Source organism: Vibrio sp. SCSIO 43132 (assembly GCF_019904195.1).
Taxonomy (GTDB): Bacteria; Pseudomonadota; Gammaproteobacteria; order Enterobacterales; family Vibrionaceae; genus Vibrio; species Vibrio nigripulchritudo.
Genome location: NZ_CP063199.1, coordinates 2,150,966 through 2,176,516, shown reverse-complemented (window position 1 = coordinate 2,176,516; position 25,551 = coordinate 2,150,966). Strand labels below are relative to the sequence as shown.

Sequence of the window (25,551 nt, the reverse complement as noted above, 5' to 3'; positions counted from 1 at the left end):
AAGCGAGCATCGTGCTCGCTTTTTTATTGTCAAAAATTAATGTGATATAGATCTAAAATTTTGGGTGTTTACTCAATTCACTTCTAAGCTTAAAGAAAAAGCGAGGTAGAAGTGATGAGAGTATTACTATTAATTCTTACCTGTTTTTTGTTAGGTTCGACTCATGCCGAGGTGAAGCAAAAAGCGGATTTGACCCAATTTACCCATCCATTTTTGCTGGGAGACTGGTATCTTTTCAACCCTGAACCAGACGACTCATCAGAAGATTTTCTCGCTATCCGTCTGACCCTTGAGTCTGACTACATCTTCACTATAGAAATTCAGAAGAAAGACCACAGTGTCGATTACTGGCAGGGTCGATATGAAGCGGATGAATCCACACTCGTATTGGGTCTGGATACCGACACTCCTCAAATCTACCAATACCAAAACAATCACAATCAGCTCAATTTAAACGGTGTTGTCTTCCAAAAAGCACTTCCTTCAGCACTTGTAGGGAGCTGGACCAGCGAGTCACTGGGTGGTGATGACATTCTAGCGAGTGACGTGAGCAAAATGGACTTAGTGTTGAAAGCAGATTTTGTCTTCTCATTCCGGGTTGAGTCCAGCGAGGGTGTGGAAGCTATTCATGAAGGCATCTATATAATTGAAGGCGACCACTTAGTCCTAATGTACAGTGACGGCGAACACGATTCCCGCTACACACTTGTCGATGATCAGCTCACCTTAGACAGCCAGTCGTCAGATATGTACGCTGTCCTTAATCGAGTAAAATAACCCCATCCAACTTACCGGAATAGCAGCGTATGCTTTTCCGGTATCATTTTGTGAGACTTGCTGTTTTCCATTATCTTCTTTAGCCGTCTTGTCTTATGATACACCTGTCGAGATATACCTAAGTAACCTCATACCTGATCTAAGTTCAAATACTCCTATTTAGGCTACAATCGTTTAAGCCGCTTTGTTGCCATGCAACACAAAGATATCTAAAAGGAAATTTCATTATGGCTCAGAACCCTCAAGCCAAATATCGTAAAGATTACCAGTCACCAGAATTCACTATTACACACGTGGATCTAACGTTCGATTTGCACGATACAGCAACGATCGTTACTGCTGTTTCCACTGTAAAAAAGCTTAAAGGCAGCACAACGTTGTTTCTAGATGGAGACGAGCTGAAATTACTGAATGTTAAAGTTGATGGTCAGGACTGGACTGATTATCAAGAAGTGGAAGGTGGTCTCGAAATCAATGGGTTAACTAACGATTTTGAGCTGTCTATTCAGACAGAAATTAATCCATCGGCTAATACGGCGTTGGAAGGGCTATACAAATCGGGTGGTGGTTTTTGTACTCAGTGTGAAGCAGAAGGTTTCCGTCGAATCACCTACTATTTAGATCGTCCAGATGTATTGGCAATTTTCACAACAACCGTTATTGCAGACGAAGAACAAAACACTTACCTACTGAGTAACGGTAACCGAGTAGAAGAAGGCAAGCTGGAAAACGGTCGCCACTTTGCAAAATGGAATGATCCACATCCAAAACCTGCATATCTGTTTGCGTTAGTCGCCGGGGATTTTGATGTTCTGCGTGATAAATACGTCACCGCTTCTGGTCGTGAAGTCGATTTAGAGATTTACGTAGACAGAGGAAACCTGGATCGAGCACCATTTGCGATGACTTCGCTGATCAATTCGATGAAATGGGATGAAGAGCGCTTTGGTCTTGAATACGACCTGGACATTTACATGATCGTTGCTGTTGATTTCTTCAACATGGGGGCGATGGAAAACAAAGGTCTGAATGTTTTCAACTCTAAATACGTTTTGGCGAATGACAAAACCGCAACCGATGATGACTACCTTGGAATCGAAGCGGTAATTGGTCACGAGTACTTCCACAACTGGACAGGCAACCGTGTCACTTGCCGCGACTGGTTCCAATTGAGTTTGAAAGAAGGGCTGACCGTATTCCGAGATCAGGAGTTTTCTTCTGATTTGGGTTCTCGTGCTGTCAATCGTATCAACAACGTCCGTGTTATCCGTGGTCCTCAGTTTGCGGAAGATGCAAGTCCAATGTCTCATCCGATTCGCCCTGAAAAAGTGATAGAAATGAATAACTTCTACACTTTGACTGTTTATGAGAAGGGTAGTGAAGTGATTCGTATGATGCATACTTTACTTGGTGAAGAAGGCTTCCAGAAAGGCATGAAGCTTTACTTCGAACGCCATGATGGCACCGCAGCAACTTGCGAAGACTTTGTCGCAGCCATGGAAGATGCATCTGGTGTCGATCTCAAGCATTTCCGTTTGTGGTACAGCCAGTCGGGAACACCGGTTGTGGATGCCGAAACCGAATACAACGCTGAAGCAAACACTTTTTCGTTAACGCTAAAACAACATACACCAGCAACACTAGAGCAAAAAGAAAAACAGGCTCTGCATATTCCGTTTGATATAGAGCTTTACAATCAGGATGGCAGTATTGTTGAGTTACGCTGTAACTCTGAAAAAGTTCATAATGTTCTGGACTTCACTCAGGCAGAACAAACCTTTGTGTTTGAAAATGTTGAAGAACGTCCGGTCATCTCGATGCTTCGTGAGTTTTCTGCACCTGTAAAACTCAACTACGAATATTCAGATGAAGACTTGAGTTTCTTGATGGTTCACGCGCGTAATGATTTTGCTCGTTGGGATGCAGGGCAAATGTTGCTGGCAAAATACATTAAGCTGAATGTAAGCCGTCACCAGAAAGGTGAATCATTTGAACTGCCAGAAAATGTCGTTGATGCATTCCGCGGTTTGTTGCTGGATGATTCACTAGAGCAAGCATTTATTGCTGAAGCGATCAAAGTACCTAGCGAAGTCGAAATTGCAGGTTGGTTTAAACCCGCTGATGTCGATGCTATTCGATTCGTTCGTGAGTCGATTCGCAAAACTTTTGCAGCAAGCATGAGTGATGAGCTAAGTGCGATTTTCCACAGTAATAGCCAACAGAATTATGTGGTAGAGCATGATGCCATTGGCAAGAGACTGATCCGCAATACTTGTTTGAATTATCTCGCGTTGACAGAGCAGGGTAACGACTTGGTGAAAACAGTTTACCAAGAAGCAAACAATATGACGGATACTCAAGCGGCATTGATGGCAGCAAACGCTGCGCAGTTGGCTTGTCGTCAAGAATTGATGAATGACTTTAGTGACAAGTGGAGTCATGATGGTCTTGTGATGGATAAGTGGTTTGCACTTCAAGGCACGAACCCAGCAAACAATGTGCTTGAGACAATTCGAGATGCAATGAACCATCAGGCGTTTGACCTGAAAAACCCTAACCGCACTCGTAATCTAGTAGGGACATTCTTTGGTGGCAACCCAGTTAATTTCCATAACAAAGATGGTAGTGGTTACCAATTTGCAGGGGAAATTCTGGCAATAATGAATGAGAGTAACCCTCAAGTTGCGTCTCGTCTGATTGATCCGCTGCTGAAATACCGTAACTACGATGAAGAGCGTCAGGCATTAATGCGCAAAGAGCTGGAAAAACTGTCCAAACTCGACAATCTGGCCAAAGACCTCTTTGAAAAAGTAACAAAAGCGCTAGAATCTTGATAAAGACTGATTAGTAAAAGAAAATAAGTGGCAGTTTTTACTGCCACTTTTGTTATCCATGAACCAGTATCAATTTTCTCTAAACATCACCTATCAAGAGTTTTTGAATCACTATTCTGGGGCAGCCAGTTCCGTAATTGTGTATACAGACCAAGGATTAAAAATCCAATTACCTGCATCTCGTTTCAGACCGTTTCTTAGTCAAATTGGTGTCAAAGGGCGATTTAGACTAACAACTGACCAGAATAATAAGTTTCTCAAGTTAGAAGCTCTGTGAATCAACGAGTTTTCAGAGAGTTAAATAGGTACCTTAATCACAGATTCAGACTTTTTTCTCTTTCCCACACGCAATTCATTTAACCTTTTATCAATATTGCTTTTACAATATATGTATGCCTGATTTTTCTAGTCAGGTTAAGGCATTACCAAGTTGCAGTAAGGGCGAAAGACCCAAGCAATAACCCTACAAAAAATTCTAAGATTGGAGCGTTAATATGACCGCACGAGAAAACGTTGTGCCGGTTCTTCTTGAAAAAGTTTACAAACTGATTCAAGACAAACTCGAGCTTGCCCACCAACCTTTAGTGACAAAACTTGCTCAACACCTGTTTAGTACCATAGGTCAGGAAGACCTGGTGCAAAGGAATGAGTCCGATCTCTACGGTGCCGTTGTCAGCCTTTGGCATCACATCAGTGAGAAACAGGCGAAGGATATTTCGGTAAGAGTATTTAACCCTACGGTAAGCCGACATGGATGGAAGTCTACCCATACGATCGTTGAAATTGTGGTACCTGATAGCCCATTCCTAGTGGACTCGGTGAAAATGGCGTTAGCTCGCTTAGATCTTTCCAGTCACTTAATGCTCCATGGTCCCACTCGAATTGCTCGCGATAAAAACAATAACATCAAAGGCGTAAACGAAAAGTCAGGAGACAGCCTGTCTCTTTTCCATATCGAAGTCGATATGCTGGCAGACAAAGCCAAGATGACAGATCTGAAAAATGAACTTGTCTCTATTCTGACGGATACCGGTTTAGTGGTTGCGGATTGGAAACCAATGGCAACGAAACTGAACCAGGTAATTAAAGAAATTGAAGATCAACGCGTTGCGCTTCCAGTTGAAAAAGAGCGCGTTGATGAAACCATTGCGTTCTTAAAGTGGTTAGGCAATCACAACTTCACCTTTATGGGATACAAGGAATACGACCTTGTTGCCGTAGAAGGGGATCACGAGCTGCGCCCAACTGAAGAAAAGGGGTTGGGAATATTCTCTGTTGATAGCCGAGTCCGCGCTGTGAAACTTTCGGATCTTGCCGATTCGGCGAGACTGGAAGCCAAAAAGCCTTACTTGCTGATCGTCACCAAAGGTAATACCGCATCCCACATTCACCGTCCAGCCTATACCGATTACATCGGTATCAAGAAGATTGGTAAGAATGGCAAAGTGATCGGTGAACACAGATTTACTGGTCTTTATACGTCGGCAGTATATAACCAGAGCGTGGCGAACATTCCTCTGATTCGTGACAAAGCGAACCGTATTCTTGAATCAAGCGGCTACTTGCAAGGGGCGTACTCTTACAAAGCACTTCATAATATTTTGGAAAACTTCCCGCGTGACGAACTGCTTCAGGCAACTGAGCAAGAATTGCTGCAAGTGGGGTCGGGTGTTGTGCAAATGCAAGATCGTGATTTGCTAAGACTCTTCATTCGCAAAGACCCATTTGGTCGTTTCTTTAGCTGCATGGTTTACGTGACTAAAGAGCGATACAACACTCAGCTTCGCCGTCAGACTCAACGCATTCTTGGTCAGTACCTGAATTCCGATCAAGAAGTAGAGTTCACCACTTATTTCTCTGAAAGCCCACTGGCGAGAACGCATTACATTGTTCACGTTAAGAACAACAACATCGATATTGATGTCAAAGAGATAGAGCAGAACCTTATGGAAGTATCTTCATCCTGGGATGACCGACTACAAGAAGCGATCATTGCCAACACTGGTGAAAGCACAGGTTTGCCATTATCCAAAGAATATCTGCGAGCTTTCCCTCGTTCTTATAAAGAAGCTATGCTGCCAGGTTCTGCAGTGGCAGACATTGAACGCCTTGAAGCATTAGATACACCAGAAGATTTGGGTATGCTTTTCTACCGTCCTCAGGAAGAAAGCCATGACTCAAAAGCGGTACACCTTAAGTTGTACCATCGCGAACAACCTATTCATTTATCTGATGTTCTTCCAATGTTGGAAAACCTCGGATTGCGTGTCATTGGTGAAGCACCGTATGAAGTTCGCAAGTCTAATGGGGTGACATACTGGATCTTAGATTTCTCAATGTTGCTGGCTTCTAATGTATCCGTCGATCTTCGCGAAGCACGTGATCGTTTCCAACAAGCGTTTGCCGACATCTGGTCTGGCACTCTGGAAAGCGATGGCTTCAACCGGTTGGTATTGGGCGCAGGTTTGACCGGGCGTGAAGTGACGATTCTTCGAAGCTATGCACGTTACATGCGTCAAGTCGGGTTCCCGTTTAGCCAGAGCTACATTGAAGAGACGCTCGCGCATCACCCTAATATTGCAAAAGGGCTGGTGGATCTGTTTAGCAAACGCTTTGAACCTAAGTTCAAAGGGGCGAAGAAGAACCAGACTGAGCTGATCAACAAGATCAACGAGCAGTTAGATGCGGTTGAGAGCTTAGATGATGATCGTATCATTCGCCGTTACATGGATATGATCCTTGCAACGCTTCGTACTAACTACTACCAAAAAGCGGACAATGGGCTGCCAAAACCTTGGCTGGCTCTTAAGCTTAAGCCGACGGAAATTCCGGAAATCCCACAACCTGTTCCTGCGTTTGAGATTTTCGTTTATGCCCCTGACATCGAAGGTGTTCACCTGCGTGGCGGTAAAGTGGCACGTGGTGGCTTGCGTTGGTCAGACCGACAAGAAGATTTCCGTACAGAAATTTTAGGATTGGTGAAAGCGCAGCAAGTTAAGAACACGGTTATCGTTCCAGTTGGTGCAAAAGGTGGTTTCATCTGTAAACGCCAGCCAAATCTAACGACTCGTGATGAGATATTTGCGGAAGGTCAGCGTTGTTACAAACAATTCATTCGTGCTTTGCTAGACGTATCGGACAACATTATTGAAGGTAATGTTGTATACCCAGACAATGTGGTTCGCCACGATGAAGACGATGCTTACCTAGTTGTTGCGGCAGATAAAGGTACAGCAACATTCTCTGACCTTGCCAACTCGGTTGCAGATGAATACAACTTCTGGCTGGGTGACGCATTTGCTTCTGGCGGTTCTAATGGTTACGACCACAAAGCCATGGGTATCACTGCGAAAGGTGGCTGGGAGTCGGTGAAACGTCACTTCCGAGAAATGGGCGTTAACTGTCAGACAACAGATTTCACCTGTATTGCCGTTGGTGATATGGCGGGTGACGTGTTTGGTAACGGCATGCTGCTTTCTAAGCATATTCGTTTGCAGGCAGCGTTTAACCATCTGCACATCTTCATTGATCCAAATCCAGATTCTGCCAAGAGCTGGAAAGAGCGTGATCGCTTGTTCAACCTTCCTCGTTCAAGCTGGGAAGATTACAACAAGAAGCTTATCTCTAAAGGTGGCGGCATTTTCTCCCGCCGAGCGAAGTCTATCGACCTGACACCAGAAATTCAGAAAATGCTAGGTACTCGTAAGAGTTCGATGGCACCGAATGACCTGATCAAAGCGATCTTACAGATGGAAGTTGATCTGTTCTGGAACGGTGGTATCGGTACTTACGTCAAAGCGTCCAGTGAGACTCACACCGATGTAGGTGATCGCGCTAACGATGCATTGCGCATTGATGGTCGTGACATGAAAGCCAAAGTTGTCGGTGAGGGCGGTAACTTGGGTATGACTCAATTGGGTCGTATTGAATACGCGCTTAATGGTGGTCGAGTCAATACCGACTTCGTTGATAACGTTGGTGGTGTGGACTGCTCAGATAACGAAGTGAACATTAAGATCTTCCTGAACAGTCTGGTTGCAAACGGTGATCTGACAGTTAAACAACGTAACCAGATCTTGGATAAGATGGAAGACGAAGTGTCTGAAATCGTATTGAAAGATGCGTACTGGCAGTCAGAGTCCATTTCGGTCAGTGAGCAGCAAGGTCCTTCTTTGGTGAAAGAGCAAATTCGCTTTATTCACACTATGGAGAGAGCAGGCTATCTTGACCGTGCACTGGAATACATTCCAGATGACGATACATTGCTTGAGCGTGAGAAAATGGGTCAGGCACTGACGCGTCCTGAGTTATCAGTATTAGTTGCTTACGGCAAAATGGTACTGAAAGAGCAGTTGGTGTGTGATGAAATCTCGCAAGACGAATTCCATGCTCAGCAATTGGTTAGCTACTTCCCATCTGAGTTACGCCGTAACTATTTGGATCAGATGGTTAACCACCCACTGAAAGCCGAAATCATCGCAACTTGCCTTGCAAACCAGATGGTTAACGAGATGGGATGTAACTTCATCACTCGAATGCAGGAAGAGACGGGCGCTTCAGTTGTTGATATTGCCAATGCTTATTCTGCTGCGCGTGAGATCTTCGAGCTTGGCGGCATAATGAAACAGATCCGCGATTTTGATAATACAGCGACAACGATCGCACAGTATGATCTGATGTATGCGATCCGCCGAATCCTTCGTCGCTTGAGCCGTTGGTTGCTAAGAAACCGTTCGAACAAGTCGACAGTGAAAGAGTTGGTTGCTTTGTACCATGATGATGTTCAGGCAATCATGAAGAATCTGGATACGCTTTTGGTAGAAGAAGAAGTGAAAGAGCACAACGATCTTGCTGACCTGTGGATCGCGCAGGGCATTGATCGCTCGGTTGCGAACTATGTCGCTCGTTTATCTAGTCTCTACTCAGCACTGGATATATCCTCAGTGGCTCGTGAGCAGGGTAAAACAGTGGAAGAAGCCGCGAAAATGTACTTCACATTGGGCGATCGTCTTTCATTGCACTGGTTCCTTAAACAAATCACCAATCAGGCAGTCGAAAATAACTGGCAAGCGTTGGCAAGAGCGTCATTCCGAGAAGATCTCGATTGGCAACAGCGTTTGTTAACTGCACAAGTACTTAACTGTGATTGCAGTTCTGGAAAAGTGAAAGTAGACAAAGCATTGGATGAATGGATGGAGAACAATAAATCGTCATTGGTTCGTTGGGAAAACATTCTAAACGAGTTTAAGGTCGGTTCTGTCCATGAATTCGCTAAATTTTCCGTCGCTCTGAGAGAATTAACGTTATTAAATTTGAATTGTGCTTCAAATGAGTAAATAATACAGCCCCGTTTAACGGGGCTTTTTTCTTTCGGAGGCACAATGCTTTACCGTCTAGCCAGAACTGGCTTTTTCCAACTCGATGCCGAAAAGGCACACGATCTCGCTATCGAAAACTTCAAACGTTTCAACGGCACACCTTTCGATCTTTTCTATCGTCAGCAACTTCCTAATCGTCCAGTCGAATGCATGGGACTTACTTTTAAAAATCCAGTCGGTTTAGCGGCAGGTCTGGATAAAAATGGTGAGTGTATTGATGCGTTTGGTGCGATGGGTTTTGGTTTTGTTGAAGTTGGAACGGTCACACCACGTCCACAACCTGGAAACGACAAACCTCGTTTGTTCCGTTTGGTTGAAGCTGAAGGCATCATTAACCGAATGGGCTTTAACAACATGGGGGTTGATCACCTTGTTGAAAATGTGAAGAAGTCAACTTACGACGGAATCATCGGAATCAACATAGGTAAGAATAAAGATACGCCGATCGAAAAGGGAAGTGAAGACTACCTGATTTGTATGGAAAAAGTGTATCAGTACGCGGGCTACATTGCTGTGAACATTTCCTCACCAAATACTCCGGGACTTCGCTCGTTGCAATACGGTGAAGCATTGGACGAATTGCTTTCGGATCTGAAATCCAAGCAAGCGGAACTGGAAATCAAACATGGTAAGTATGTACCGTTGGCACTGAAAATTGCTCCGGACCTAAGCGATGATGAAATCGTACAAATTTGTGATTCGCTAGTGAAGAATAAAATCGATGGTGTAATTGCAACTAACACCACACTTGACCGTTCTATTGTTGATGGGATGAAACACGCAAATGAAGCGGGTGGTTTAAGTGGTCGTCCTGTTCAGTCTCGAAGCACAGAAGTTGTTCGCAAGTTACACGAAGAGTTGGGTGACAAACTGCCAATCATTGGTGTGGGTGGTATCGACTCGTACGTTGCAGCCAAAGAAAAACTTATGGCTGGTGCGTCTTTGGTGCAAGTATATTCTGGCTTTATCTATAAAGGTCCTGGTCTGGTCAGAGATATAGTGAAAAACCTATAAATTTTCTTCTGAAAATCACATCATATTCACAAAAATGAAAGGGGAGTTTTCCCCTTTTTTTTTGTCGATCGCTTTGTAGAATAAATGAGTAAATGGATTTTAGTGAAGTAGGCTGAAATCTAACTTACTGATCACTATAAAGATTAAAGAGACAGGACATGTTGAAACCAAGCGACAACTGGAAGTGGTACTTTGATAACGAAGTAAGCGCCCTGGTATTAGGGCTTGATGGAGACATGGCCTTCAAAGTAGAAATTCCTCAAAAATTTCTGGTGGATTGTGCATTTAAAGACAGCGAGTTTTCTGTCGACGACGCATCCGTATTCCAGCAATTCAAGGAATCTGTAAGCACTTTGCCTCTGAGTGAGCCTAGACAAGCTCAACTTATTCTTAATTGTGTTGCCACAAATCGTTTTCATAAACCTGTTCAACCTAAGAGCTGGTTCTTCGATCACCAAGGTGGGGGACACGCTCCTTCACAAGGCGAGCTGGTCCACTTGAAGAATGAGTTGAACAGTGGTCTGTTTATGGTGGTTGAAGTTTGCGACAACGCGAGTGTCTGTGCTTCGGTAGAGTTAGATGGATTCCAGTTGACGTCTTCGAAATCCTTAAGTTTTTGTCAGTCTGTCAAAGTCATGCATGACCGCATAGCTAGGGCAGAAGTATTCGACAACTATGCGCCAATAGCTCTGGTAGGCTAAAACGCGCTTTTACATCCCTAATGAAATCGTTCCTTTGAGCTGCTGGCATTGCCAACAGCTCTTTTTTTGCTTGCTCACCACCAACCGTTCGTTACAAATCTCTCTCTAGTTCTTCATCAAGTTGAGTAAAAACTGAGCTCAAATTTGAGAACTTTGAACCGCATCAAATATTTTTTTCCTTCCATATTTCCTCAAATCTGGGGATTAACGTTCGATTTTTCATCAAAAAATTCCCATTTTAAGCCTGAATGTAGTTAACTTTCAGCTCTAAATTTGTTCTGGTATATACCAAAAATTGCTCGAATAAGTATTCACTATCTACACGAGCCTTTATTTAACGTCAATTATATTGTCACTAAGTACTTACCAACATAATTAGCGTAGTTTTATGTAATGGCTCGCTGGTTTTTGATGGAAAAGTGGTCAATTGAATGGATGGGAAGAATAATTCGTCATAATGGGTTCGGCATGCCAAGTTAGGTCAGGTATAATCGAGCTCATTTTTGTTATTAAAAGACCAGTATGAATCAGTATTTAGCCGTCACTTCTAACGGACTTGAAAACCTGCTTGTTGACGAACTTAAAACGCTAGGGATTAGCGATCCAAAACCTGTACAGGCAGGTGTGAAATTCAAAGCAACCAATGCTCAAATTTACCGCGTCTGTTTATGGAGTAGGTTAGCTTCGAGATTCGTTCGCATACTTGCTGAATTCAATTGCCAGGACGACATGGATTTATACCTGTCTGTGACCGCTGTGAATTGGGCTTCTCACTTTGATAGCAACAAGACGTTTGTTGTGGATTTCAATGGTACAAATAGAGAGATTCGCAACAGTCAGTATGGTGCGTTAAAAGTTAAAGACGGAATCGTTGATTCCTTTAACAAGAAAAACCTTTCTCGTCCCTCGATCCGCAAAGATCAACCAGATCTTCGTGTTCATGTGCGTCTATTCAAAGACAAAGCGCTGGTGGGCTTCGATATGGTGGGCTCCGGCTTGCATCACAGAGGCTATCGTACTGAGTCTGGTCGTGCCCCCTTACGTGAAACGCTCGCGGCGGCGATTATCTCGCGCTGTGGCTGGGAACAGGGCATGCCACTGCTAGACCCTATGTGTGGCTCCGGAACATTACTGATTGAAGCCGCAATGATTGCTGCCAATATGGCACCTGGTGTTCATCGCAAATACTGGTGTTTTGAATCACTGAAAGACTTTGAACCGGAAACGTGGGCTGAGATCAAATCTGAAGCGAATGTACAAGCGCGCAGAGGCACCAAAAAGGTGGAATCTAAGTTTTATGGCTTTGATAACGATACCCGCGTTCTGAAAACAGCGCGTGAAAATGCGAAACGTGCGGGTGTAGAGTCTCTGATTCACTTCGAGAAAGGGGATGCGGCTCAGATCAAGCGCCCGGGGTCGTTTGATAACGGCGTGATTGTCTCTAACCCGCCGTATGGTGAGCGTTTGGGTACTCACCCTGGTCTAATCGCACTTTACACAGCCTTTGGTGGTCAACTTAAGACTGAATTCGGAGGTTGCAAAGCGTCCATCTTCTCCTCTTCAGATGAATTACTGAGTTGTTTGCGAATGAGAGCCGACAAGCAGTTCAAATTGAATAATGGTGCGTTACAGTGTCACCAAAAAAATTATAGCATCTCAGAGCGTGCGCCGGGTGATACAGCTAAAGCAGCAGACAGCGAGACTCTGATTGCGCCTGATTTCGCAAACCGTCTTAAGAAAAACTTGGGTAAGCTAGGTAAGTGGGCGCGTAAAGAAAAACTGGACTGCTATCGGGTCTACGATGCGGATCTACCTGAATACAACGCAGCGATCGATATCTATCAGGATCATGTTGTGATTCAGGAGTATGCTGCCCCTAAGAACATTCCTGAAGAGAAAACCAAACGTCGTCTAACCGATATGATCCGCGCAACCATTCAGGTTACAGGCGTGGAGGCAAACAACGTTGTTCTTAAAGTCCGAGAGAAGAAGAAAGGCAGCAGCCAGTATCAGAAGCTGAGTCAGGATTCGGAATTCATGCAGGTAACCGAGTATGGCGTAGAACTACTGGTCAACCTCCACGACTATCTCGATACCGGGTTGTTCCTGGATCACAAGCTTACACGTCGCAAACTAGGTCAGATGGCAGGGGGTAAGGATTTCCTTAATCTTTTTGCTTATACCGGCTCTGCAACCGTTCATGCCGCTTGTGGTGGAGCAAAATCTACAACAACTGTCGACATGTCGAAAACCTATCTCGAATGGGCTCAGGAGAACCTGAACATCAATGGTGTGGGTGGCAACGAGCACGAATTCATTCAGGCGGACTGTCTGCAGTGGTTAGAGCAGGCGGAAGAAGACTTTGATCTGATATTCATCGACCCACCAACGTTCTCTAACTCTAAGCGCATGAAGCAATCTTTCGATGTTCAGCGTGATCATATTCAGCTAATGAAAAATCTAAAGCGTCTGTTACGTGGTAACGGAACTATCGTTTTTTCAAACAACAAACGCCATTTCAAAATGGATGTGGACGCACTCAACGAACTTGGGTTAAGGGCAGAAAATATTTCTTCGCAGACCTTGCCACTGGATTTCGCGCGTAACAAGCATATTCACAATTGCTGGATCATCACTCATCAAGGATAAGGTGTGATAACTCTCTACAGCACAGAAGGATGTCATCTCTGTGAGATGGCATATGACCTTCTTAAACAGGCTGGGGTAACCAGCCAAGTTGAAATCATCGATATCGCATTCGACGATGAGTTATTTCAACGTTACGGGGTCACTATTCCTGTCATTTCTGTTTCTGAATCAGGCGAATCTGAGTTAGGTTGGCCTTTTGATTTACCACAATTACAACAATGGTTAGACAAACATGGCATTAATCACCATTCATAATGGTCAGCTGGCTTTTGGCGACCACCCATTACTGGATCATGCAGACTTTGCATTGCAAGAAAACGAACGTGTTTGTCTGGTTGGTCGTAACGGGGCAGGCAAGTCAACACTAATGAAGGTGTTGGCGGGCGACATTCTTCTCGACGATGGCAAGATGCAGGTTACTCAAGACGTGGTGGTATCACGCCTTGAACAAGATCCGCCGCGCAACGAAACAGGTACAGTTTTCGATTATGTGTCTGAAGGCTTAGCTGAAGTGGGTAAGCAACTTAAGATCTACCAGGATCTGCTCGATCTGGTTGCTAAGGACCCGAGTGAAAAGAACATCAACAAGCTCGCGAAGACGCAGGAATCCCTTGAACACTCTGGTGCCTGGCGATTCGAAGACCGTATTCAGAACGTTCTGGCGGCATTAAAGCTTGATGGGCACACTCTACTCACTGATTTATCGGGTGGATGGCAGCGCAAAGCTGCTCTGGCGAGGGCTCTGGTTTGTGATCCAGACGTACTGCTTTTAGATGAGCCTACCAACCACCTAGACGTAACTACCATTGAGTGGCTTGAAGGGTTCCTGAAGGATTTTCGTGGTTCAATCATCTTTATTTCGCATGACCGCGCATTTATTAAGTCGATGGCAACGCGAATTGTTGATCTTGACCGCGGGCAGCTTGCCAGCTTCCCGGGTGACTATGAGAACTATCTGGTCGAAAAAGAAGAGATGCTTCGTGTTGAAGAAATGCAGAATGCAGAATTCGATAAAAAACTAGCTCAGGAAGAAGTTTGGATACGTCAGGGTATTAAAGCGCGACGTACGCGCAATGAAGGACGTGTTAGAGCGTTAAAAGCGCTTCGCAAAGAGCGAAGTGAGCGCAGAGAAGTGCAGGGCAAAGCCAATATTCAGATTGACGATGCAGCTCGCTCAGGAAAAATCGTATTTGAAGCCCAAAACGTTAACTTTAACTTTGAAGGCAACAAGATTGTTGATGATTTCAGCTTCAACATCATGCGCGGCGACCGAATTGCGTTGATTGGTCCAAACGGTTGTGGCAAGAGTACAGTGCTTAAGTTGCTGTTAGGGGACTTAGAACCTGAATCCGGACGTCTTCACTGTGGGACTAAGCTAGAAGTTGCGTATTTTGACCAGTATCGTGAAATCCTGGATCCAGAGAAGTCGGTTATCGACAACCTGGCTGATGGCAAACAAGAAGTTATGGTGGGTGGCAGGCAACGACATGCATTAAGCTACCTGCAAGATTTCCTTTTCTCACCAAAGCGTGCCCGAACTCCGGTGAAAGCTTTGTCCGGGGGCGAAAAAAACCGCTTATTGCTGGCTCGTATTTTCCTGCGTCCGAACAACTTATTGGTGCTAGATGAACCAACTAACGACCTGGATATAGAAACTCTGGAACTTTTGGAAGATTTGCTTGCCAACTATCAGGGTACATTGTTGTTGGTCAGCCACGATCGTCAGTTTGTGGACAACACAGTGATGACCAGTTGGATTTTCGAAGGCAACGGCAAAATAGAAGAGTTTGTTGGTGGCTATCACGATGCCCAGCAACAACGTCTGCAAGTTAAGGCGGTTCGAGAGGTTGAAAAACCAGCAGTAAAAGAGAAACAGGTTGAGGAAAGTCCCAAAAAGTCTCAGGCTCGTAACAAGCCTAAGAAGTTATCGTATAAGCTACAGCGAGAGCTTGAAGCCTTACCGCAACGACTAGAAGATCTGGAACAAGAGATCGAAGATTTGCAGGCAAACGTTAACGATCCTGACTTTTTCGCCAAGTCAGTGGATGAGACTCAGCCTGTACTGGATAGATTGTCCGCTGCGGAACAGGAATTAGAAATTGCCTTTGAGCGCTGGGAAGAGCTCGAAGCGATGCAACAGGAATAAGAAAGAAATATGAGTCGTAATAAAGTATTTAAACTTTCAGCGATAGCGTCACTGGTTATCGGTGCCACGTCTGCACAGGCTGCTTTGTATAACATTGAAGTTGTAGAGCAGTCTCAGAACGAAAACTTCGGTTCAGCAATCAGCGAAGTTAGCACAGTGACTAACTGTTTTACTGAAGACTGTGCTTCTGCTAATCCGAAAGTCGCGTCTCGCGGACGTATAGGTGAAGCAGGTCAGTGGATCAATGATGAAATGGACTTTCTGTTCGATAATCGATTCAGATTTGTCGACCAAACTAGCAACCGCGACGAATACCGTAAGTACTGTGACTACAACCTTCGCTACAACACTTGTGAAGCGTGGGCAGACAGGTTCTTCTATGGTACTAACGATTCAGGCGGTGCGCGCCGCGTTCTGAACTCTTTCAGCTGGTCAACACCATTTACTGCGGCTAACAACAACACCAAAGCCTTCGTTACAGGTGGCGTATCATTAATCTCTGAGGTGTCTGGAAACATTACAGGCACAAATGAAATCGTCGTGAATAACTTTGACGGCGATACCGCGATTGGGAACTCCAGCAGTGGCTATATGCATACGGGCAGCAGCAACTTTGCGCGCCAGTACAAAAGCCGCGGCTTTTATGGCACAACCGCGCTTGAGCCTATCGTGACGTCACAACCACTTGATACCATGGGTGTAACTCGCGCCTTTGATTCATTTGAGTACAACGGCAAGAAATACGTCGTTGGATCTTCTGCTTTCTCCATCTTCGGTGATAAGTCGGATTGTGAAACAGTATCTGATCCGCATACTAAAGCGCAGTGTCAGAATCTACGATTCAACAATCAGGCTGTAGTTTGGGATGTGACAAACACCGGAGCGATTACTGTCTCTAAGGTGACAGACACGTCTACAGGTACTCAGTCCTATCAGGCAAGTGTGCGGGCAGCGACAATCAATCCAAACGATTCGAACAAGCCAGTATTGGTAGGGTATTACAACCGCAAAAACTCTTCGGACATGCTTCCTGAAGCGGCGGTATTCTTGCCAACGTTCGATACCGGAGGTGAAATCAACGGTTGGAGCACGAAGGCAATCAGTGGTACCACTCTGAATCCTGATGGTTACATCTACCACAACTCCGTGGCTACCGATGTGAACCAAAACCTTTTAGTGATCGGCAACACAAAACGCGGTAATTACGATTACAAACGTAGCCGAACGGATGTTCCTGTTGAGGAGGGCTCACTGAACAACCGACTATGGGTTGCAAATGCTTCTTCCAGCAGCCCATCTGCGACGTACCTTTCTGGAGGAATCTTCTTTGCTGGTGCTGGTGGTGATATGCGTTCAGTGAACGATTTCAACGAAATCGTTGGGCGCATCGACGCGGAAAACGTTCGTGAAGTGGATGGAAAGATCCGACGCAAACGCGGATTTATTTTCCCATATGCAGCAACCGGCATTACAGGAAACCGCTCTGGTATTTTCCAAAATCGCGCGTGGTGGTTGGATGATCTAACTAATGATGGATCCGTGGGTGGCAATAATAACCAGTTCCGGATCATCGATGCCAATGACATTAACAATGCTGGCATTATTTCTGCTTCCGCAATGATGTGTGCTGGTGGTTACAAAACCACGAGCCACAACGCTTCGTGTGACGGAACGGAAAAGCTTGTTTCTGTTAAACTTACTCCGATTAACGGCGCAACGGCTGCCAATATTCAGCAAAGATCGGCTGATAAAGATCCCGTTGAACGCAAAGGTGCAGGGGTAGGGATCTTACTTTTAGCAGCCCTATCACTAATTAGTTTCCGCCGTAAATAAATTAATTGTTAATAATGGGCATGGGTTCACAAAATTGGATCCATGCCTTTTTTGTGCCTTGAGGATCGAGTTCGATTGGACGATTCTTAATACCGGAGTCATAAAAACTCCATCTAAAAGTAACAGTAGTAAGATAACGATTTACATTGTATGAGGACTGTACTATGAAGAGACAGAAGCGTGATCGCCTTGAAAGAGCTCAATCTCAAGGATACAAAGCGGGTCTGAATGGTCGATCTCAGGAGGCTTGCCCCTATCAGCAGATGGACGCGAAATCGTATTGGCTAGGCGGTTGGCGTGATGCCAGAGATGACAAGCAAGCTGGTCTCTATAAATAACCACCCATTTCCTCACAGACCCCTAAGACAGGGGTCTTTTTAAAACAATTTAATGCACTATAACTAAATATATTACATCAAAAAATACAGTGGGCAAGCCACTGTATTTTAGAATCTGGGGTGATTAAAAAGCAGAAGTGTCTTGGAACAGACCTACCTTCAAATCTTTCGCTACGTAGATCTCTTTGCCATCAACTAGAACACGACCATCTGCAAGACCCATAACCAGCTTACGGTTCACAACACGCTTCATGTCGATTTCGTACGTGACTTTTTTCGCAGTTGGCAGGATTTGACCCGTGAATTTCACTTCACCAACACCAAGAGCACGACCTTTACCTTCGCCACCAATCCAGCCAAGGAAGAATCCAACTAGCTGCCACATCGCATCCAAGCCAAGACAACCTGGCATTACTGGGTCACCTGGGAAGTGGCAATCAAAGAACCACAAATCTGGAGTAATATCCAATTCAGCTTCAATGCGACCTTTACCAAAAGCACCTTCAGTTTCAGACATCTTCGTCACACGATCCATCATCAACATGTTTGGCGCTGGAAGTTGAGGACCAGTAGGACCGAACAACTCACCACGGCTAGACGCTAGAAGTTCTTCGCGATTGTATGATTCACGTTTGTTTTGCATTGTTTATTACTCCAAAAATACGTAGGGGCATCTTAGTGAACAGGTGTACGCCAAACAAGTCGGATCAGTTATGGTCGAACCACTGTTTTATTCTATCAATCAAACGATTACCATGCTCCGGTTTATCTGACCCGGCAAGCCTTTCTTCAATCTTTGCAAGAATGGTATCTTCGCCTTCGCCACGGAACTCTTTGCCCGTCAGAAGTGGTAACGCTTGGTCTACGGATTCCACCGTCCAGATGTGGAATTTCTTCTCTTTGATCGCTTCTACCAGCTCATCTTTAAGAGCCAGATGCTTCAGGTTGGATAGGGGTAAAATCACGCCCTGACCACCAGTTAAGCCCTGATGAGCACATACATCATAGAAGCCTTCTATTTTTTCGTTTAAGCCGCCTACAGCCTGTACACGACCAAATTGGTCGACGGCACCAGTGACAGCTACTTGCTGATTCACTGGTTGCTCCGCCAATGCGCTTAAGAAGGAGCATAGCTGAGCAAGAGAGGCGCTATCGCCATCCGTTTCGCAATACGATTGCTCAAACACAATAGAGGCAGAGTAAGGCAGTGGCTCTTCAAGTTCCAGTGCGCGGCTAACAAAAGCCTGCATGATCATCATGCCTTTCGCATGAAGGTTACCCGCTAGATCGGCTTTGCGTTCGACATCCGAGATATCGCCATCACCAAAGTGGATCACACAGGAGATACGGGCAGGCTCACCATAGGAAATAGGGTGACCGGCAACATCCACAACCGTCAGACCATTAACCTGACCGATTTGTTCTCCCTTGGTTTCGATAACGACCTGACCATCCAAAATGTCTTCTAAAGCACGATTCGGCAGGTAAGACTCGCTGTAGCTTTTTTTCGCAAGGGATGCCTTGATGTGTGTGGCTTCGATTGTTTTCCCACCTGATTCAACGGCGGCTTCACTCAACAGAGTATTGTGCCAAAGGGGACCAAGTGGAAAGAATTGCTGATCCTCACATTCACGAGCACCCGCACGAAGCAACTCTTCAATACCCGACACAGATAAAGAAGGCAGTGAGAATTCCGTTGTCAGAGATCGAACGTAACCTAGGTATCTCTCCATAGACTCGTCTGAGATTCTTGAGTCTGCTTCAATCTCGGCAAACATACAGAATCCGCTAGCAATGTCTGCGTCCATGTAATCAAGGTCGCTCATTTGGCTACGGTTTCCAACAATTACCAGTTTTACATCAACGTGACGAGTTGGGATCTCATCGACCAGAGCTTTTGATGAAGTGGGCTCGAGTGAATAGGACTCACCCAATAGAGCGGATTTGAGCTTTGCCCAGTTAGAAAAGCTAGCAAAAAGAAGACTGGCAGACACAATCAGGTAGCCGCCATTTGCCTGTTGCAGCAAACCTTCTTCAACTCTTGTCACTTCTCCGTCTTTAGATTCAAAGCGCCCGAAAAGTACTTTGCTATCAAGAGATTCGGTTTTAACTACCGGTTTGTTTTCGATCTCACCGATACGCTGTAACTCTTGAAACGAAGCGACTAATGTTTGGCGGTATATCGCGTTGTCGGGAGCGTTAACTAGAAGGACACGGGTTAAGTTGCTAAGTTTATCAAAGCGGATCAAGGCAGAAGAGACGCGCGGCTGCATTGCGATGAAGGATTGTGAAGGGATGGTTTCAAATCGTTCGAAAAGCGCATGATACGCATCGTATTGAGGAGTAACTTTCTGCCAAGTTTGCTGCATTTTTTGTGTTTCGTAAATTTAAAAGAGCCAAAGTATATACCCAAACAACGTGAAGATGCAGTGTTGAAAAGGAATTAATTGCTCAAACTGCAACAGTTTGATTTTTAAAACAGACATAGTTAGCGAATAGCCGTACGACTGCACTAAAAAAGTGGAAGTCTTTTGAGCTTAAAATCGACAAAACCAGAAGGATGTTAGGGCAAAGTGTGATCGTTATAAGATTGTATTTTGGCATGTTCTGGGTTACGCTGTCACACAGGCATACGTTAAGGACAGGTTCATGAAATATCAACAGCTTGAAAACCTCGAATGTGGTTGGAAATGGCAGTATCTCATTAAGAAATGGAAAGATGGTGAGGCGGTTACGAAACACATTGATTCCAGCGAAGCAGATCAAGCCATAGAGCAGTTAAAACGCATTGAACATGAACCGACGTTTGTCCTTGAGTGGATCGAAAGGCATATGTCGCCTGAGCTCGATAACAAGATGAAACAGGCTATTCGGGCAAAACGAAAGAGACATTTCAACGCTGAGCAGGTTCATACGAAAAAGAAATCCATCGATCTTGATTATCGAGTGTGGGAAAAACTGTCCAACCGCGCTAACGAGTTAGGCTGTACTTTGTCAGATGCCATTGAATACCTGCTAAGTGAAGCTTCGCGCAGTGAGAAGGCGAGCAAGAAAGTAAGCAGCCTGAAAGAGGACTTGAGCAAACTGCTCTCAGATTAATATAGGAGACAAGCATGTTATGGCTATTACTGGTCGCTGCCGTTGTCATCTTCTGGTTAGTAGGTGTCGATCGACCAAAACTGAAAATGGAATTCAAGGACGGGGAGCTGAGCAGCCACAAAGGGCATTTACCAGCAGGCTTCAAACATAATTGCCTTGAAATCGCTCATAAAAATCCATTTTCCGGTGTAATCAAAGTCTATACGACAAGAAATGGTGCAAGGCTGACTTTTACTAAATCCATCCCAAATAAAATTCAGCAAAGAATCCGTAATGTGTTCCCTCACCAAGGATTCAAAAACGACTCTTCTAAAAAGTCCGCATAATCACAATGCCAAGTTGGTGATACTCATCAGCTTGGTTCAAATCTTTTATAAAACCTTTGCAAGTCCCAGGCTAACAACACGAAGCGGATCGTAATTCGACTTTTGTGAGTTAGGTCAATAGCTTCGAAAAGCGTAAGTTTCTCTGCAGTGAAAGGGGGAAGCATGATCCTTAGAGCCTTACTTATTGCTTTTATGTTCAGTGGTATTAGTGGTGCGGCAATTGCCGATGATTCACATACCAACAAAGTTGCCGAGAAAATCAAAAAACGAGTCGAGAGATCAATTAAACGTTATAGAAAGCCCTTGCAGGGATACTGTAACTATATGATTGAAATGGAGCATAAGGGAAAGTATGCCTACATTAAACGCATACGTTATGCAGGAGACAAAAAGATCTGCAAAGTAGGCAAGAAGGGTCTCAAGAAAGGTATGCGCTTCAAATATAAAGTTCCTGAAATGTATATCCGTATCCATGTCTCCGAGTAAGTGGATTTTCATGAATTTAAAGCATCTATCTACATCATAATGCACTATAACTAAATATATCTTGTAAGATTTCAATAAACCTTTTGGTGAATAGCTCCATTTCACTGGCACTTTTCAAGTGCGTAGCTATCCAGAAAAACGAGTTCATCCGTTGTTAAAGATGATTAATAAATCTTGGATGATTTTCGATGATTTCTGTCACACAAATATTTTTGTCGATAAACGCAAAAAAGGAGCCTAAAAAGGCTCCTTAACCCCAGCGCAGCAAGCAAAGGTGTGAGGTCGGGTGTAATAATGCAATCGATTACATTTCTGTGTAAATCATTATTAACCAGTGTTTGATTTTGATCGCAGCAAAATCTTTAAGTTTCATAGATATACATAAATGAAACAGAAAAATACCGTATTTAGACCGGAATAGAGACAAAAGAAAACTTAATTAAGAATGGTACTAAAAGTGTAAGAATGGGATGACACTGAATACGTGGGCAAAATACATTTGTATGAGGGCGTTATCTGTTCTGGTTCTGCTCAAGAAGGTCTAAATTTTCAGGGAATAGTTGCGAGAATATTGTAATCAGCGAATCGAGGAACCTTGACGTTTTCACTAGAGGCAAAAAAAGACGATGGGTTATCCATCGTCTTTCATTTTGTAGAGCTCAAGTTATCCAGAGTTCAGGTTAGCTAGCTCAATTCAAAGTCCAGATACTCTGAAACTTGCTTTAACAGATCTTTCATATCCTCTTCTTCGCGCACGATTGAGTAATGATCACCTTCCAAATTCAGGACTTCCATCCCGGGCAGATCGTCATGCCAGGTCGCCGGGTTAGGGTACCAGGCCATAGGGTTTTCAATACTTGGGCTGGCGTGCAGGTAAAGAATATTGCCTTGGATGCTTAGGGGCTCAGGAACATAACCATGAACGGCATCTTTAGTGGTGTTTTCCATCGCGAGCAGACGGGCAAAATAATCTACAGTAAGAGCTGGTGGGAACAGGTTGAGCTTCTGACCCTCACCAACTACGTAATTTAGCCTCTCCAGGTCTGTTTCGTACTGCGTTAGCTTTTCAATATCCACGTCCAGCTTAAAAGCGTATTTAAAGAAAAGGTACATTGTCTCGACTGGATCTTCTTGTTCAGGTTCATACATTACACCGTTAAGAGCATCGTGCAGACGCTGGTATTGATCAGCTTCTACCAACCTTGCCGTTACTGCTTGATCAAACAGCAGTTCAAACTGGTCTTCAGGGTTCAGGCTGTGATTTCGAAGTTCCTCAGCGCTGGTGTTCAATCCGTACATCTGGCGGAAGAAGGTTGTTAACCCCTGAGCGATATCTGTGTTTTCTCTTTTGTGGTAACCGTTAGGGAGGTCAACCAGTGCAAGCGTACCGACTTTCCTGCCATAGCTTTCAAGGATGCGAGCAATTTCAATCGAAATCGGGGCGCCAGCACAGTAACCCAGAATAGAAATATCACCTTCTGGCTGCTGTTCAACGATCAAGTCGGCGTAACGCTGAGCGTATTCATTGACACTGAATCGGGCGATCTCTTCGTCCGATTCCGCGCCCGGAGCCCTTAATCCATATACGTTTACGTTTTCAGGAATCAGACCCACCAGCTTGTGATACACCTGAACGTGACCATCACCAGGGTGAACGAGGAACAGATAGTGGTCGCTCGTACTTGTTTGCATTTCAATGAGCGAATTGACCGCTTCAGGTGGGACAATTTTCCCTGTGTCAGGATTGCGAACTGCCTGCTCTACAGCATTAGCCAAATCAGCAAGCGTATCCTTATTCATCAGGGTATCGGCTTTAATTTTCGTATTGAACTCCCGGTTAACCTCAGACAGCATCGACAGTGTTTGCAAAGAGGTTCCGCCCAAGTCCGTAAAGCTGTGTTCAAGATAAATCTGGTCACTAATAGAAAGAACATGCTGCCAGATACTGGCGATACCCAACTGCGTGATGGTCTCAGGGAGGGTTTGTGGTTCCAGCGCGATTTTTGAATCTTGAGCGTGACTGATAACAGCTTGCGTATCCAGTTTACCTCCAACTTTAATGGGGAAGCTCTCCATCCAAGCATAGCGTTTTGGATGCATGTAAGGCGGTATCTGGCTAACCAAGTAGTCACTTAACTGACAGGCAATGTCGTTGGCGTCTTCCGGATCGTGCGCGGTGTGATATGCCGTCAGAGATGTGGGTGTTCCTTTGGAGTTTCTTTCTACAGCAATGTAAATATCAATGGCTCGGTCACCAAAGAGAGCAGTACACGCATCCTTAAGTTGATTGGCAACTTCGTCAGTCACAACCAATTGTCCAGAAAGTTTGATCTGGTTGTCTTGCCTGCCTACAAACACCAGTTCGCCGTTAGGAGTTATCTCGACAATGTCGCCAGTTCGGTAGAAGCACTCGATGTTATCTGTTACCGGATCCGGAATGTAAATGTATCGAGACTGGTTGTTTTTCTGATCTTTGTAGACGTTCTGAAGACGATTACTCACCAATAATTCGCCTTTCTCTCCCTGTTGGCAAAGATGCCAGTGTTGAGTGTTTTCATCGAAGTGCATGACTCTGGCGTCTACACCGCGAATCGGCTTGCCCAAGTGGGTGGGGATGACTTCGCTAGAAATGCTTTCGTCATAAAGAACCGCACTCATCACCCAGATCCCAGCTTCTGACGGACCGTAGCCATTCACAATGCGAGACACACCCGCTTTAGCCAATCTATGCGGAAGATCGTCGCTGAACGCCTCGCCGACCAGCATAATCGTATTAACGGGAGCAAAAATGGGGTTCGGGTTACCCTCATGAGTCTGAAGGAGGTGGCTGACGTGGGATGGGGTAATCGTGATATGGGTGATATGAAAATCATGGATAAAGTCGATAAAACCCATATGACAGAACATTGTCTGCTCATCGATCAGAACCAGACAGGCTCCGTTACCCAACGCAATCGCCAACTCATGCACGACTGCATCAAAGTTGCGTCGTGCCAGTTGTATGATTCGGGCTTCGTGGTTGAGTTTTAGCTCCTCATTGCCCGTACGAGTCAGGTTTGAAAGAGGGAGCATTGGCATAGAAATGACTTTCGGTTCCCCCGTGGTGCCAGAGCTGCAGAACACGCAGGCGTCGTGCCTTGCACCAACCGCCGATACCGATTCGTCGGAAGTTTGGGATATGTCAGACTCATGCTCACTAAGCAATAGCGTTTTAAATCCAGAGAAATGCGAGCTTAGGTTGGCGTTTTCATCGTCCAGAAGAATGATATCGGGTGCAATTTTATGCAGCCGTTTAGTATTTACTTCTGCCCCAAGCTTGGGTTCCACCAGATGGATGGCAGCCCCCAGTTTTAAAACTGCCACAAAAACGGTGGCAACTTCTATATTGGTGCGTGATGTACACAGGGCAATCACATGTTTACGGTGACCTAGTGAAAGGCGTCCTAGCTCTTCACGAAGGTAATTTGCTAGCCGGTTCGCTTTTGAATCGAGTTCCCGGTAGCTGTAGCTTTCTCCTGCTGGGTTTAAAATGGCTTTATTGTCAGGATATTGTTTTGAGATAAGTTCGAACTGATGAATCCAGGGCAAAGCTACATGATCGCTTTTTGCCGACAGCTTGCGAAGATGGATTGAAGCTTCCATATTTGATTGATTTCCACTCAATTTAAGTCAAATACAAAGTTCACCTCATAGAAAGATAACCTCTTGCTTGTCCTTGTTTAGCGGAGGCACGTGGTAAAACTATCTTTCATAAAAACAGCGTTGAGGTGGGTTGGTTTAATCAAGTGCGAAAGCTAGCAGAACTCAGTTGCATATTTTACCGTTTCATATTCCCTTAATATAAAATTTGCACCAAAGATGGGGAATATTGAAATCTAGAAATACGTCATTTACACCAATCGGGCATATTTGCCCAACTGGTAATATTATCAATGAAATCTTGAGGTTAGCATTGAGTTTGGAGAGGCTG

17 protein-coding genes are annotated in these 25,551 nt (G+C 44.7%); 14 read left to right on the top strand and 3 right to left on the bottom strand.

The features are described from left to right. Positions 1 to 114 precede the first annotated feature (114 nt). The 11 genes from INR79_RS09920 (at position 115) to rmf (ending at position 17,670) form a co-directional block, all read left to right on the top strand. Complete coding sequence (locus INR79_RS09920; protein ID WP_022594905.1) at positions 115 to 777, top strand: hypothetical protein; 663 nt, start codon at positions 115 to 117, stop codon at positions 775 to 777. Between the two features lie 227 nt (positions 778 to 1,004). After that, entirely contained in the window at positions 1,005 to 3,611 is a 2,607-nt protein-coding gene (pepN, locus tag INR79_RS09915) for an aminopeptidase N (RefSeq protein WP_223093939.1), read from the top strand. 58 nt (positions 3,612 to 3,669) lie between these two features. Then, on the top strand, positions 3,670 to 3,888 hold the full coding sequence (locus tag INR79_RS09910) for a DUF2835 domain-containing protein (protein ID WP_004409160.1): 219 nt from the start codon (positions 3,670 to 3,672) through the stop codon (positions 3,886 to 3,888). 217 nt (positions 3,889 to 4,105) lie between these two features. Next, positions 4,106 to 8,947: an NAD-glutamate dehydrogenase gene (locus tag INR79_RS09905; protein WP_223093937.1), complete on the top strand. Its 4,842-nt coding sequence runs from the start codon at positions 4,106 to 4,108 to the stop codon at positions 8,945 to 8,947. Positions 8,948 to 8,992: 45 nt separating this feature from the next. Continuing rightward, positions 8,993 to 10,003, top strand: a complete 1,011-nt coding sequence (gene pyrD / locus INR79_RS09900) for a quinone-dependent dihydroorotate dehydrogenase (protein WP_004409163.1) — start codon at positions 8,993 to 8,995, stop codon at positions 10,001 to 10,003. Positions 10,004 to 10,161: 158 nt separating this feature from the next. Beyond that, on the top strand, positions 10,162 to 10,704 hold the full coding sequence (locus INR79_RS09895) for a cell division protein ZapC (protein WP_223093935.1): 543 nt from the start codon (positions 10,162 to 10,164) through the stop codon (positions 10,702 to 10,704). 522 nt (positions 10,705 to 11,226) lie between these two features. Then, positions 11,227 to 13,353 (top strand): bifunctional 23S rRNA (guanine(2069)-N(7))-methyltransferase RlmK/23S rRNA (guanine(2445)-N(2))-methyltransferase RlmL, encoded by a 2,127-nt coding sequence (rlmKL, locus tag INR79_RS09890; protein ID WP_223093933.1) that lies wholly within the window; start codon positions 11,227 to 11,229, stop codon positions 13,351 to 13,353. A gap of 3 nt (positions 13,354 to 13,356) precedes the next feature. Then, a complete protein-coding gene (locus tag INR79_RS09885) occupies positions 13,357 to 13,608 on the top strand; it encodes a glutaredoxin family protein (protein WP_022594915.1) in 252 nt (83 codons plus the stop codon). Beyond that, positions 13,586 to 15,499: an ABC transporter ATP-binding protein gene (locus tag INR79_RS09880; RefSeq protein ID WP_223093931.1), complete on the top strand. Its 1,914-nt coding sequence runs from the start codon at positions 13,586 to 13,588 to the stop codon at positions 15,497 to 15,499. The genes INR79_RS09885 and INR79_RS09880 overlap by 23 nt, the downstream gene beginning before the upstream one ends. A 9-nt stretch (positions 15,500 to 15,508) precedes the next feature. Beyond that, positions 15,509 to 17,332 (top strand): DUF3466 family protein, encoded by a 1,824-nt coding sequence (locus INR79_RS09875; protein WP_223093929.1) that lies wholly within the window; start codon positions 15,509 to 15,511, stop codon positions 17,330 to 17,332. 164 nt (positions 17,333 to 17,496) lie between these two features. After that, positions 17,497 to 17,670, top strand: coding sequence for a ribosome modulation factor (rmf, locus tag INR79_RS09870; protein WP_004409177.1), 174 nt, complete (start codon positions 17,497 to 17,499; stop codon positions 17,668 to 17,670). A gap of 124 nt (positions 17,671 to 17,794) precedes the next feature. Here rmf and fabA read toward each other — a convergent pair whose 3' ends face one another. Next, positions 17,795 to 18,313 carry a bifunctional 3-hydroxydecanoyl-ACP dehydratase/trans-2-decenoyl-ACP isomerase gene (fabA, locus tag INR79_RS09865; protein WP_004409178.1) on the bottom strand — a complete coding sequence of 173 codons (519 nt, stop codon included), beginning with the start codon at positions 18,311 to 18,313 and terminating at the stop codon, positions 17,795 to 17,797. Between the two features lie 64 nt (positions 18,314 to 18,377). Beyond that, a complete protein-coding gene (locus tag INR79_RS09860) occupies positions 18,378 to 20,039 on the bottom strand; it encodes a Lon protease family protein (RefSeq protein WP_223093927.1) in 1,662 nt (553 codons plus the stop codon). Between the two features lie 280 nt (positions 20,040 to 20,319). Between INR79_RS09860 and matP the strand changes: the two genes are divergently transcribed. The 3 genes from matP to INR79_RS09845 all read left to right on the top strand — a co-directional run bounded on the left by matP (position 20,320) and on the right by INR79_RS09845 (position 21,581). After that, entirely contained in the window at positions 20,320 to 20,769 is a 450-nt protein-coding gene (gene matP / locus INR79_RS09855) for a macrodomain Ter protein MatP (RefSeq protein ID WP_004409182.1), read from the top strand. 14 nt (positions 20,770 to 20,783) lie between these two features. Continuing rightward, positions 20,784 to 21,095, top strand: coding sequence for a DUF3634 family protein (locus INR79_RS09850; RefSeq protein WP_022550758.1), 312 nt, complete (start codon positions 20,784 to 20,786; stop codon positions 21,093 to 21,095). A 162-nt stretch (positions 21,096 to 21,257) separates the two neighbouring features. Further along, positions 21,258 to 21,581 carry a hypothetical protein gene (locus INR79_RS09845; RefSeq protein WP_223093925.1) on the top strand — a complete coding sequence of 108 codons (324 nt, stop codon included), beginning with the start codon at positions 21,258 to 21,260 and terminating at the stop codon, positions 21,579 to 21,581. 684 nt (positions 21,582 to 22,265) lie between these two features. Here INR79_RS09845 and INR79_RS09840 read toward each other — a convergent pair. Then, entirely contained in the window at positions 22,266 to 25,223 is a 2,958-nt protein-coding gene (locus INR79_RS09840; RefSeq protein ID WP_223093922.1) for a non-ribosomal peptide synthetase, read from the bottom strand. Positions 25,224 to 25,551 lie beyond the last annotated feature (328 nt).